The following is a 12,272-nucleotide window of genomic DNA, read 5'->3' as shown; positions in this document are numbered from 1 at the left end:
GCAGCGGGTTATTCGTAGCTGTAGCGTTTTGCCACCAGCACCAGGCATTGTTCCAACAGCAGGCCGACAATACCGACAATAAAGATGGCGATGATGATGTGTTCAACATTGAGGTTGTTCCACTCATCCCACACCCAGAAGCCGATGCCCACGCCGCCAGTCAGCATTTCTGCTGCCACAATCACCAGCCAGGCTGCACCGATGGAGAGACGTACGCCCGTCATCATGTAAGGCATCACGTATGGCAACAGGATTTTGGTGACGATTTTCCACTCAGATAAATTGAGCACCTTGGCGACATTCATATAGTCTTGTGGCACCTTGCTGACACCGACGGCAGTGTTGATGATCATGGGCCACACGGCAGTGATGAAAATAACCCAGATCGCAGCAGGGTTAGCTGCCTTGAAAACAAGCAGGCCAATCGGTAACCAGGCCAGTGGCGAGACTGGTTTCAGCAAGCTGATGATAGGCGCAGCCATTCTCGACATAAACGCATAACGGCCTATCACAAACCCCATCGGGATACCGACAACGGCTGCCAAAGCAAAACCGGTGGCGACCCGTTTGAGTGAGTTAAGGATGTTCCAGCCGATGCCCATATCATTCGGGTTGTTGATGTAAAACGGATCACTGAACAACTCAACGGCTGATTGCCAGGTCTTGACTGGGCCCGGCAAGCCTTGTGTGAGCGCAGACACCGTGGCCCAGATGGCAGCAAATATCAGCAAGCCAGTCACAGGCGGCAACAGCCATTCAAATACGCGTTTGGCGGTTGCCGCCCATGCTCCACGTTTCTGCAAAAGCGGGGCGGCTGCTGTCGCTGTGGTTGAGAGAGGTTTAACCACAGCAACAACTGGTTTAGCAGGCACTGTTTTCACAGTTGGCTCGCTTGTTTGCATAGTCTTTTCCTTGTTAAAGCTGACGACACTCATGGTGACTCTCCTCTAAAGTTAAGCTTTAACCTTGAAACTGTTGGCGTAGGCTTTAGGATCCTTGCCATCCCACACCACGCCATCGATCAGCTTGCTGCTACGCATGACGTCTGTCGGTACGCTAATGCCCAGTGATTTAGCAGCTTCAGTGTAGATATCAATACGGTTCACTTTTTTGGCGATGCCCAGGTAGTCAGGATCGGACTTCAGCAAGCCCCAACGTTTATGCTGGGTGAGGAACCACATGCCGTCAGACAGGTAAGGGAAGCTGACCTTGCCATCGTTAAAGAACTTCATGTAGTTTGGGTCTTCCCATTTTTTGCCGATGCCATTGTCGTAGTGGCCGAGGAAGCGGCCTTCAATCACTTCTTCCGGTGCGTTGACGTAGGCTTTGCCGGAAATCAGTTTGGCCACTTCAGCGCGGTTCTTGGTCGCGTCGATATAGCGCGAAGCTTCGAGGATGGCCTTGGTGAGCGCCAGGGCCGTGTTGGGGTTTTTGGCAATAAAGTCAGCAGTCGTACCCAGGACTTTTTCAGGGTGGTCTACCCAGATATCTTGTGTGGTGGCCACGGTGTAGCCGACCTTGTCATAAATGGCACGCGCATTCCAGGGTTCGCCCACGCAGTAACCGTCCATATTGCCAATACGCATGTTTGCCACCATTTGTGGCGGAGGCACCACGATGGTTTTTACGTCCTGCATCGGGTTAATACCATAGTTGGCCAGCCAGTAATACAGCCACATGGCGTGCGTGCCTGTCGGGAAGGTCTGGGCAAAGGTAAAGTCACGGTTTTCGTTATCGAGCAGGCGTTTTAATGTGCCGCCGCTGGTCACGCCTTTTTCCTTGAGCTGGTTTGCCAGTGTGATGCCCTGGCCGTTATGGTTCAGCGTCATCAGGATACTCATGTCTTTTTGCTGACCACCGATACCCATCTGCACCCCATAAATCAGGCCGTATAACACGTGGGCAGCGTGCAACTCACCATTCGCCAGCTTGTCACGTACGCCAGCCCAGGAGGCTTCTTTGGAAGGGACAATCTTGATGCCGTATTTTTTATCAAAACCCATCTGGGCGGCGACGATAATCGGTGCACAGTCAGTCAATGGAATAAAGCCCACTTTGACTTCTGTGATTTCTGGCGCATCAGAGCCTGCGGCCCAAGCCTGGCTGCGAATGACAGGCGGCACCATGTTCATCATTGCGGCAGCACCGACAGCGCCCGCAATGGCTTGGCGGAAAAATTGGCGGCGCGTTTGGTCTACGGATGTGGCCTGAACGACAGTCGTCTCGACTGCGGTTTTCTTGTCAAAACTACTCATGTTTTCTCCCTGGTAAAGTGAAATTAACTGGAAACGCAAAAACAAAAAGGCGTCCTGAGTGCAAACGGTGTTTTGTTTGCACTCAGGACGCCTTTGTCCGGGTTACTTACTAATCTATATATCAGCTGCTATTGATGGGCATGTCTCCGTTGACAGGTCCCTGGCAGTTAAGAGTTTGACTCTTGCTTGTCTTAAAGCAAGTGGTGTGCCAGCTTGAAATTTAAAATTAACTACATGATATATATAAGTATTTTTATTTATTTGGCTTGGCAGGCAAGCGGGCGGTGGGTTGAATCGCACTGCTTTTGTGCGGCTTGCTCAAGATTGGCGCGCTCGGCCTGCTGCTGGTTGGCCAGCATGCCCAACAGCACAAAAACCACGCAGGCCAGCAAAAAACTCAAGCCGCGCCAGAACGCCAGTGGATGTCTTTGCAGCAACGCAGGATGGCTGTGGCGGTTAAATGCAGGGTTGGGTGTACGTAAGTCGAACACGAACTCAGACAGGCTGGGGTAGCGTTTTTCCGCATAGGGGTGTACAGCGCGTGCAATGGCCTGATCCATCCAGGCCGGAAAATCCGGTTGTTCGTAGCGGATATCGCGGTAATACAAACGCAAGCGGTCATCACCGTGCTTAATTTTGGCGACCTCGGTGCCATAGGGCAGTTTTCCGGTCAGTAACTGATAGGTAATACATCCCAATGCAAATAAATCACTTTGCACACTGCCAGGCTGGCCGATAAACTGCTCTGGCGCAGAATATTGCACGCTGCCCAACAGCCCCCATGTCTGTGTGTGGCTGTACATTTCATCCAATCCTGCCACGCTGACTGCACCAAAGTCGATCAGCGTGATTTTGCCATCCTCATCAATCAGGATGTTGGCCGGTTGCAGGTCCTGGTAGACCATTTCCAGACGATGAAACGCTGCTAGTGCATTGGCAAGCTGCTCTACAATGTGCCTGACCATCTCCAGCGAGGGTTGCGGATGATCCAGCATCCACTGCTGCAGGGTCTGCCCTGGCACATACTCCATCACACTGTAAAGAGACTGCCGCTGTCTTTCAGAAGCGAAAGGGCGCAACACATGCCGGTGCTGGATGCGGCGGCCGATCCACTCCTCCAGATAAAATCTTTCCAGCGTTTCGGCAGAGGCCGCTAAATCCGTGGCCGGCACTTTCAGCACGACCTGACTGCCCGTGGGTATGTCGCGGGCAAGGTAGACCTGACTGCGGTGACTTTGATGCAGTACACGCAGGATATGGTAACCCTCAAACTGCTTACCTTCTTCAAGGGCAGGGGGCAGTGGCAAAGCGCTTAAGGCCTGATACAGCGATGCCACATCATGGTCGGGCAGTTGTAGCAAGCGGACGGCGATGGCGGTCAGGTTGTCGGCACTGCCGCGCTCGTGTGCCAGCGCCACCCATTGCTGGCTCACCTGGGCCAAGTCAGTCTCTGAGTTAAGCAGTGTCAGGATGTCATCACTTTTTAAGTGATCATAGACACCATCAGACATCAATAGATAGACGTCACCGACTGTTACTTCATGGCTTGTATAGTCAATTTCCAGATGCGGGCTCATGCCCAGGGCACGTGCCAGGTAACTGCGATTTTCCTCGCCCCAGAAGCGATGGTCTTCTGTCAGTTGCTCTAAATGACCAGCTCTGACACGGTAAACGCGGGTGTCGCCCAGGTGAAAAATATGCACCATGCGCGACTTAATAACCAGCGCACTAAATGTACAAACAAACCCTTTGTTTTTATCAAAACGATGTGGGCTGCGGAAAGTCTGTGCATTTAGCCATGAATTAATCGCCAGCAACACATGCTGCACTGAAGACTTGACTGACCATTCGATGGGGGTGTGGTAATAGTCCTCAAGAAACCTCGTGATGGCGATTCGGCTGGCTTGATCGCTGACATCGCTGCTGCTGATGCCATCTGCAATGGCAAAGGCAGCGCCTTTGCTGCTCAGCGCAGGCGCTTCGGGAACGCGTCCACCTTCGGCATCCTGATTGACTTGTTTGCGTCCTGCCTTTGAGCAGGCACCCTTATCGACAATCAGTTGCTTTTGCATACAATAAAGCTGCTTTAGATGGATGCGACGGATTAATAGGATTTATAAGGCAGGAACTTACCGCTCATGGTGATGTTGACACGGTCACCTTTAGGATCAGCTTCGCGTTTAATCTCCATATTGAAATCAATCGCACTCATGATGCCGTCACCAAACTCTTCGTGAATCAAGGCCTTAAACGTGGTGCCATAGACACTGATTAATTCATAAAAGCGATAAATTAAAGGGTCCGTTGGCACAGCCGTGGGCAATGAACCCTTATAAGGCACGACTTGTAATTGCGTGATGGCGTCAGGCGGTAGTTGTAGCATGCTGCCTATGGTGCTGGCTTGCTCTGCGCTGAGCGTCATTTGTCCCATGAGCGCCGCGGTTGTCCATTCTTTACTCAGACCAATCGCGTCTGCCAATTGCTTCCAGGTGAGATTCAATTTGAGTTTTTGCGTAATAATCAGTTCGGTGACTTCATTGCGTGTCATTGCTTACTCCTAATCATTTTATAAAAAGCCCTGAAGTAAACCTCAGCCATCATGGCTGAGGTGGCTTATTGCGTTCATTAAAGGGTACGTTTTGCTTTTGTTCTGACATGGGTTGTATAAAGGGTTAAACCAGTAAAGGCTAAACCGCCCACCATGTTGCCTAAAGCAGTTGGAATTTCATTCCAAATAAAGTAGTCAGCAATAGAAAAATTGCCGCCCATAATCAAACCGAATGGAAACAAGAACATATTCACGACTGAGTGCTCAAACCCCATAAAGAAGAAGAGGAAAATAGGCATCCACATGGCAATCACTTTGCCACTCACTGAAGTTGAGATCATGGCCCCTACGACGCCCATGGAGACCATCCAGTTACATAACATGCCGCGAATGAAAATGGTAAACCAGCCATCCATGCCATATTTTGCGTAACCTAAAGTACGTGCTTCACCAATGCCCGCTACTTTGGTCGCAATAGCACCTCCATCTGTGTTGTAGCCATAGGTGAAAATAAAAGACATCATCGCCGCCACGGTTAATGCGCCAGCAAAATTACCCAAAAACACCAATCCCCAGTTTCTCAGGATTTGATTCCAGGTCACGCCTGGACGTTTATCTAGCCAAGCCAATGGTGTTAACACAAACACGCCTGTTAACAAATCAAACCCCATCAGATAAAGCATGGAAAAACCAACAGGGAAACAAATGGAACCAATTAAATGGGATTCCGTGGCAATCGCAATACTGACGGCAAACACTGCCGCTAAAGCCAAGATGGCCCCAGCCATATAAGCACGTATCACGGTGTCACGTGTAGACATGTAAATCTTTGACTCTCCGGCATCTACCATTTTGGATACAAACTCTGAGGGAGCTAAATAAGACATCGAATACCTCATACTTTCTCTAATATCACGCTGAAACAAAATAAAAAAGGCGTCCTGCCTGAAGAGTTCATCTTCAGGCAGGACGCCTTTGTCCATCAGTGCTTATGCGGTGGTCTGGCTTGATATTAGAGAGCGTATCGCCGTTGACACTCCTCTTGACGCCTGAGACCCCGCATGGTCACCTACTGGAATGTCATGAATGCAATTGTCGTGCCAGATGGCTGGATCGCTTAAATCCGGCTGTTAAAGACTGTTTTTGCTCGCCAAGCCACGCGAGTTATCTTGCCTGGAGCGCACCACATAAGTGCAAGCGCACCATCTTGACAAGCATTCAGCCGGGTTGCCGATGGCTGGCAAGGATGTTTTCTGCGATATCAATCACCTTGCGGTTCTGCTCCATGGCTGTACTGCGTAAGGTCTTGTAAGCCTCCATTTCGGTGACTCCAAGCGTACTCATGAGCAAGCCTTTGGCACGCTCAATCAATTTGCGCTCGGTCAATGCCTTTTTGGTGTCTGATAACTCGGTTTCCATGTCGGCAATTTGCCGTGACTGGTGTTGGAGTAAAGCGATCATCGATGCCATGGGGTAGGTCTGCGACGTGTCATGTGCCTGAAAATTCAAGGCATTTTCAACAGGAATCGCCAGGTTGAAAAAGGTACTGTTCAGGTTGGCTTGCGGACTGGCCTGTATGGTTTGCAGGTACTGGCGGGTTTGCTCGTAATCTTGTTTGGCCTGGCGGGTGAGTCCGGCCAGCAGTTCATGCATAGTGTCGACCAGCTGGCACTGAATCTGCCACATCTCGCTCAGGCGGCGGCTGCATAAGTCAAACCAGAGGTCGGCATGGCTGGGGGTCAGGGTTTGTTGGTCGCGCGCGCTGGTCAGCTTGGCGCGGTACTTAGCATGTTGCAGCTGCCAGTCACTGGCTTGCCACTGTTGCCAGGCCTCACACAGCTCTTTGCTGCCAAACTGGCATACCAGTTCAAAGTGCCGTTCCTGCTGCGCAATCAGTTCAAACAACTTTTGTTGATGTGGCAATTGCAAGCTGCCAGAGCCAAATAAATAGGCACCCACCGCACGTTCCTGACCGGCAAATTCCTTGCCCTGGATCAGGTTATACAGGGTCAGCAGGCAGGTAGAGATCTTGCTGTTGACTGAGCTGTCGGTGATCTCGAATATCAGCGCAATCAGGCTACCTATCAGGCGGTTGAATGATTCGATGCTATCGGCAAACGAGATATTGAGCAGTGTGATTTGATGCCGCAGTGTGGTGAGCTGGTCCAGGCCCAGCAATATCCAGGAGATCAGCGTCAGTTGCTTGGCATCGGCGCGGCTGTTCCTGTCCAGATGTTGCTGTAAAGCGGCCGTGAAGACGGTTTCGATGGATTGGTTCTGCGCCACAATCTCTGCGCGCTCTGCAGAAAAACGCTGGCCCCCAGAGGCGATGAATAGGCAACTGGCGCCGCGCTCGATTTGTAACTGGTGGATCAACTGGCCAATTTTTTCGACAAACGCAATGCAGCTATCCAGACGCTCGAGCTCCTCGATATGCCTGATTTTGGCCAGGGTAATGGTTTGTGCGGGGGAAATGTCGGTCATCATCAGGCTAATTCAAGCAAAAACTGTGCGCAGGACCGGCAGCGGCCATGCAAGGGCGTGCATTCTAACGGTGTTTGGCTGGATTGGACAATAGACCGTCGGTTTGTAGCAGCGCACGTGCAATGTCTTCCACCGTCACGCGCTTGAGCATGGCCTGCTCGCGCAGGACTTTGTAAGCCTCGGTTGCACTGATTCCGCGCGCATGCGCCAACATGGCTTGTGCCGCACTGATTTCGCCCGCCGCTTGCAACTTTTCCTCCAGGCGCTGGTTACGTTTGCGCAAGGTTTTTAATTGCTGGCAATGATGCATGGTCAGGATGATAGTGGAGAGCAAGCCTTTGGCTTGCAGTGGCCGGACCAGCATGCCATGGCAACCCAGCGCGGTGGCTGTCTCCAGCGTGGTCGGGTTTTCATAATCGAGGACACCGATTAATGGAATCGCCGAATCCGGCGTCAGCCAGGGCAATTTCTTTTTCGCGCTTGCTTCGGCATCCAGCAAAAAAATCACCAGCTCGGTGTCTTTGGGCAGCTGTGGGGTGGGCGGCCACAAAGCCACCGTCTGGCAGCCAATCCGGTGCAATTGCTGGATCAAGATTTCGCGGTTCTGGTCTTCGGGATGAAAAATGGCGATGCAGGCATGCCGCAAATGGCGGAATAACTCCAGCGTTGAGCGCTGGGCTGACGCTGGCTTGGTTGTGCGCTGAGCGGGTGCAGGGGTGTCAGCCAACGCGATACTCCGTTGCCTGGGTCAGGTTGTTCCAGCTGGCACCGGGATGCGTGACCAAGTAAGGATCCGGCATGACCGCCTGGGAGCCGCCACCGGCAATGATTTCAAACTGGCCGCTGGCATTCACACGGGCAATGCGCGGATGCAGGCTGGTATGGTGGTTGCCTGCGTCAATGGCAATGCGTCCTTGCAAGGCCTCAAATTCGCGGCCCAGCAAGTGCGGCAGCAGCACATCATATTGGTCACTGCCCGCGGCACGCATGGCTTCGGCAAACAGGTTTGTTTGAAAGTAAGCCGCTTCCCAGGCCATATTGGGCGCAATCTCAGTGCCATATTGCTGCTGAAAACGGGCGATGCAGGCCTGATTTTGGGCGCTGTGAATGCTTTGAAAATAAGCGGCAGAGGTCAGGTGACCGTGGGCCGCAGCAGCCCCCATTTCTGCCACTTCTGCTTCTGAGGTGGTCAGGCTGGCAATCGGTGTTTGCTGCGCATCCATGCCGAGTTCGGCGTAGGCTCGGTAGAGACGCTGCGTGGCTTGGCCGACGACAGTAGAAAACACAAAGTCTGGCGCCTTGGCTTTGATATCTTTCACCACCACTAAAAAATCTTTTTCTGTGGCAGTCAGCGGCACATAGCGTTCAGCCAGTTTTTTGCCGCCCGGCACTTCAAGAATAAAATCGCTCATGATGCGGTTAGACTCATACGGATAGATGTAGTCGCAACCAATCATGTAGACGCGCGCGCCAAAATGCCGTGTCATGTAATCGGCCAATTGTGCACTGTTCTGGTTGGGGGCCGCGCCGGTGTAAATCACATGCGGCGAGAACTCAAAGCCCTCATAGGGCGTGGGGTAAAACAGCAGCTTGCGCCATTTTTCCACCACCGGAATCACCGCTTTGCGCGTGCTGGAGAGGTAGCAGCCAAAGATCACATTGACGCCATCTTCACAGATCATGCGCTCGGCCAATAACTGGTATTGTTGCGGCATGCCCTGCGGATCGTAGTGGATAGGCACCAGTTCACGCCCATGAATACCGCCCGCCGCATTGATTTCATCAATGGCAAAAAATGTGGCAAATGCTTGTGAGCGTTCTATGGTCGCCGTGGTGCCGCTGGTGGAAAACAGCACGCCGACATGGATCGGGTCAGTGTTTGCCATGAAGATCTTTCATCAGTGCCCCGGCCAGACCGGGACGATTTTTTAACGGGGCATGGTGTGCGAGAGACATTGATCATTTGTACGCTGACCATGCCCTTTTGTTTAGTCAGGCTAGCCGACTATTCATTAGGTAACCCTTCTATCGGCGCCTCTTTGGTACCCAGGGTAGAGCGTGTAAAGGATTCTACCATGTCACGCGCAGCCGCCGGGTCCTGCACCCATTTGCTGTAGAAACTGTAAGGGCAGGCTGCCACGCCCTGGTCGCCATCGCCTGAGTTGAGCACACCGGTGTAGCCACGGTGCAGCAGCTTGAACAGGTGGTTTTCGGACTGGCCATGTTTACGGAAGTCACGGATCAGGTGTTTGCTTAAGGCCGCATACTGCACGCCATTTTCTTCCTCGCCACATTCGCCCAGCGTGCGGCCATCAAAGCCGATAATCGCAGAGTGACCAAAGTAGGAGTAGACGCCATCAAAGCCGGCCGCATTGGACACCGCGACATACGTGTTATTGGCAAACGCCATCGCTTTGCTAATGAGGATTTGCTGCTCTTTGGCTGGATACATATAGCCTTGGCAACGCACAATCAGTTCTGCCCCCTTCATGGCACAATCGCGCCAGATTTCAGGGTAGTTGCCATCGTCACAGATAATCAGGCTGACCTTAAGGCCTTTGGGGCCTTCGCTGATAAAGGTCTCCTTGCCTGGGTACCAGCCTTCAATCGGCACCCATGGCATGATTTTGCGGTACTTCTGCACAATTTCACCTTTGTCATTCATCAGGATCAAGGTGTTGTAAGGCGCTTTTTTCGGATGCTCTTCGTGCTGCTCACCGGTAATTGAGAACACGCCCCACACTTTGGCCTTGCGGCAGGCTTCGGCAAAAATGTCGGTTTCCGGGCCGGGCACGGTGGTGGCATTGTCATACATTTCCTGGCCGTCATACATGATGCCGTGCGTGCTGTATTCGGGGAAAATCACCAGGTCCATGCCAGGCAGGCCCGCTTTCATATTCACCACCATGTCGGCAATGTTGCGGCAGTTGGCCAGAATCTCGGCCTTGGTATGCAAGCGCGGCATTTTGTAATTGACGACGGCAACGCCGACGGTGTCCTGACTGCTGGAAATATCACCATGTATCATGAAACTTCTCCTGAAAGAGTTAAAAAAGGCTTAAGACTCGATACATACCGATTACGCATAAAAAAAGCCCACCGGCCATCCAGATGGCGGGTGAGCTTTTTTGCTCGAATCATCACCGGCGCTGTTGACGGTGTGATTAAAATGTAGGGCGTAGCAGGTAATAACCTTGGTGGTAATTTAACGTCAGGAGGGTGCGCTTGCCATACGTTAATTGGCGTATCCGGGATTCTCCGTGCGACAGATTAAACGGCACGCTCGTAGCGCTGCAACACGTGTGCCGCCATACCTTTGGCCAGTTCCTCCTCGCCAAAAAACACCGCTTCGCTGCTTCCCAACTCTTTTTGCAGACGTTGATACTCATCTTCATGATGGGTACGGATCACCACTTCAATGTCCGGTTTGAGCTGTTTGGCGATCTCCACCATTTTGCGGATATGCATGGCATCCGGTGTAGCAATGATCAGCATGGAGGCATTGGCAATATGCGCCTGGATCAATACCATCGGGTCGGCAGCGTTCCCGGAGACCGCAGGCTGACCCTGTTTGCGCAGTTTTTCCACCACTTCACGGTTTTGTTCGGCGACCACAAACGGGATGCCAGCGTATGTGAGCGATTGTGCAATGCGTTTACCAACGCGGCCATAGCCAACCAGTACCGCCTGTCCCTCCAGGAACTTTCGCTCTGTGGTCATGGGTAATTCACCATAAGGATCCATGCGTAGCGAAAGACTTCTGGCCAAGTCTGATTTATTCACAATCCAGTTGGTCAATGGCTTGATAGACGCAAATACCAGCGGATTGAGCGCAATGGAAATCAGCGCGCCAGCCAACACCAGGCTCATGCCATCGGGAGACATCAAGTTGAGCGACACGCCCAGTCCAGCCAAAATAAATGAGAACTCACCGATTTGCCCAAGGCTGGCAGCCACCGTCAACGCCGTATTTAAGGGATAACGTAAGGCCAGCACAATGGCGACCGCTGCCAGTGATTTACCCAAAATGATGATGGCCACCACCGACAATACCTGTGCGGGCTGATGGATCAAAATACCCGGATCAAACAACATGCCCACAGAGACAAAAAACAGCACGGCAAACGCATCACGGAACGGCAGCGAATCTTCTGCAGCACGGTGACTGTACTCTGATTCGCGCATGATCATGCCCGCAAAAAACGCGCCCAATGCGAATGAAACATTAAATAAGGATGAGGCAAAAAATGCGACACCGATCGCCACCGCGATCACAGTCAGCGTGAACAGTTCACGCGAGCCAGTGCCAGCGACGTACCACAGTAACCAGGGCAGCACGCGCTTGCCGACCACCAGCATGATGGCAATAAACCCGGCCACTTCGAGCAAGGTCATGCCTATCGTTTCCCAGATCGCCGTGACATTCGTGGCTTCGTTTTGGGTGCCGCCCAGCACGCCTGCCAAAGCGGGCATCAGCACCAATACCAATACCGTCACCATGTCTTCCACAACCAGCCAGCCCACGGCAATTTTGCCATTCATGCTTTCCAGAATGCGGCGCGACTCCAGCGCCTTGAGCAAGACCACGGTACTCGCACATGACAGGGATAAGCCAAACACCAGGCCTTCGCCCAAGCTCCAGTGCCAGCTACAGGCGACCAGCATGCCCAATAACGTTGCCAGCGTCATTTGTGCCAGTGCGCCGGGTAAGGCAATACGCCGGACCGAGAGCAGGTCTTGTACCGAAAAATGTAAGCCGACGCCAAACATCAATAACATGACGCCAATCTCTGAGAGCTGTGAGGCAATTTCAATATCGGCCACAAAGCCAGGCGTCGCCGGGCCAATCATGATGCCAGCCAGCAAATAGCCAATCAGGGCGGGCAATTTGAGTTTTTCAGCGATCAGCCCAAATACCAGTGCCAGCGCAAATGCGACGGCAAGGGTTGTGATTAAGGTCAGGTTATGGTCCATAGCAAAGGTTT

The 12,272-nt window shown here is 52.4% G+C and carries 10 protein-coding genes; all 10 read right to left on the bottom strand.

Annotation, left to right across the window (positions count from 1 at the left end):
• Nucleotides 1–8 precede the first annotated feature (8 nt).
• Nucleotides 9–935: a nitrate ABC transporter permease gene (gene ntrB / locus ACJ67_RS10325; protein WP_049639001.1), complete on the bottom strand. Its 927-nt coding sequence runs from the start codon at nucleotides 933–935 to the stop codon at nucleotides 9–11.
• 18 nt (nucleotides 936–953) lie between these two features.
• Entirely contained in the window at nucleotides 954–2,255 is a 1,302-nt protein-coding gene (locus tag ACJ67_RS10320) for a CmpA/NrtA family ABC transporter substrate-binding protein (RefSeq protein ID WP_049639000.1), read from the bottom strand.
• Between the two features lie 257 nt (nucleotides 2,256–2,512).
• Complete coding sequence (locus ACJ67_RS10315) at nucleotides 2,513–4,327, bottom strand: bifunctional protein-serine/threonine kinase/phosphatase (protein ID WP_082164003.1); 1,815 nt, start codon at nucleotides 4,325–4,327, stop codon at nucleotides 2,513–2,515.
• 32 nt (nucleotides 4,328–4,359) lie between these two features.
• The gene (cynS, locus tag ACJ67_RS10310) at nucleotides 4,360–4,803 is read right to left on the bottom strand and encodes a cyanase (RefSeq protein ID WP_018986417.1); all 444 of its coding nucleotides are present in this window, start codon (nucleotides 4,801–4,803) and stop codon (nucleotides 4,360–4,362) included.
• Nucleotides 4,804–4,880: 77 nt separating this feature from the next.
• Nucleotides 4,881–5,690, bottom strand: coding sequence for a formate/nitrite transporter family protein (locus ACJ67_RS10305; protein ID WP_049639879.1), 810 nt, complete (start codon nucleotides 5,688–5,690; stop codon nucleotides 4,881–4,883).
• A gap of 331 nt (nucleotides 5,691–6,021) precedes the next feature.
• Nucleotides 6,022–7,290, bottom strand: a complete 1,269-nt coding sequence (locus ACJ67_RS10300) for a nitrate regulatory protein (RefSeq protein WP_049638999.1) — start codon at nucleotides 7,288–7,290, stop codon at nucleotides 6,022–6,024.
• Between the two features lie 61 nt (nucleotides 7,291–7,351).
• Complete coding sequence (locus ACJ67_RS10295; RefSeq protein ID WP_049638998.1) at nucleotides 7,352–8,014, bottom strand: ANTAR domain-containing response regulator; 663 nt, start codon at nucleotides 8,012–8,014, stop codon at nucleotides 7,352–7,354.
• Nucleotides 8,007–9,173, bottom strand: a complete 1,167-nt coding sequence (locus tag ACJ67_RS10290; protein WP_049638997.1) for a transporter substrate-binding domain-containing protein — start codon at nucleotides 9,171–9,173, stop codon at nucleotides 8,007–8,009. Before ACJ67_RS10290 ends, ACJ67_RS10295 begins: the two co-directional genes overlap by 8 nt.
• A 119-nt stretch (nucleotides 9,174–9,292) precedes the next feature.
• The gene (locus ACJ67_RS10285; protein WP_049638996.1) at nucleotides 9,293–10,315 is read right to left on the bottom strand and encodes an aliphatic amidase; all 1,023 of its coding nucleotides are present in this window, start codon (nucleotides 10,313–10,315) and stop codon (nucleotides 9,293–9,295) included.
• 242 nt (nucleotides 10,316–10,557) lie between these two features.
• Nucleotides 10,558–12,261: a YbaL family putative K(+) efflux transporter gene (gene ybaL / locus ACJ67_RS10280; RefSeq protein ID WP_049638995.1), complete on the bottom strand. Its 1,704-nt coding sequence runs from the start codon at nucleotides 12,259–12,261 to the stop codon at nucleotides 10,558–10,560.
• Between the last annotated feature and the right edge of the window lie 11 nt (nucleotides 12,262–12,272).

It is taken from the genome of Methylophilus sp. TWE2 (assembly GCF_001183865.1).
In the GTDB taxonomy this organism is placed as follows: domain Bacteria; phylum Pseudomonadota; class Gammaproteobacteria; order Burkholderiales; family Methylophilaceae; genus Methylophilus.
The sequence above is the reverse complement of the archived record's forward strand: the minus strand, read 5'-3'. Positions and strand labels throughout refer to the sequence as shown.

Excerpts from the sequence above, each read along its gene's own strand:
- ntrB (WP_049639001.1), bottom strand. The coding sequence starts at position 935 with ATGAGTGTCGTCAGCTTTAACAAGGAAAAGACTATGCAAACAAGCGAG.
- ACJ67_RS10320 (WP_049639000.1), bottom strand. The coding sequence starts at position 2,255 with ATGAGTAGTTTTGACAAGAAAACCGCAGTCGAGACGACTGTCGTTCAG.
- ACJ67_RS10315 (WP_082164003.1), bottom strand. The coding sequence starts at position 4,327 with ATGCAAAAGCAACTGATTGTCGATAAGGGTGCCTGCTCAAAGGCAGGA.
- cynS (WP_018986417.1), bottom strand. The coding sequence starts at position 4,803 with ATGACACGCAATGAAGTCACCGAACTGATTATTACGCAAAAACTCAAA.
- ACJ67_RS10305 (WP_049639879.1), bottom strand. The coding sequence starts at position 5,690 with ATGTCTTATTTAGCTCCCTCAGAGTTTGTATCCAAAATGGTAGATGCC.
- ACJ67_RS10300 (WP_049638999.1), bottom strand. The coding sequence starts at position 7,290 with ATGATGACCGACATTTCCCCCGCACAAACCATTACCCTGGCCAAAATC.
- ACJ67_RS10290 (WP_049638997.1), bottom strand. The coding sequence starts at position 9,173 with ATGGCAAACACTGACCCGATCCATGTCGGCGTGCTGTTTTCCACCAGC.
- ACJ67_RS10285 (WP_049638996.1), bottom strand. The coding sequence starts at position 10,315 with ATGATACATGGTGATATTTCCAGCAGTCAGGACACCGTCGGCGTTGCC.
- ybaL (WP_049638995.1), bottom strand. The coding sequence starts at position 12,261 with ATGGACCATAACCTGACCTTAATCACAACCCTTGCCGTCGCATTTGCG.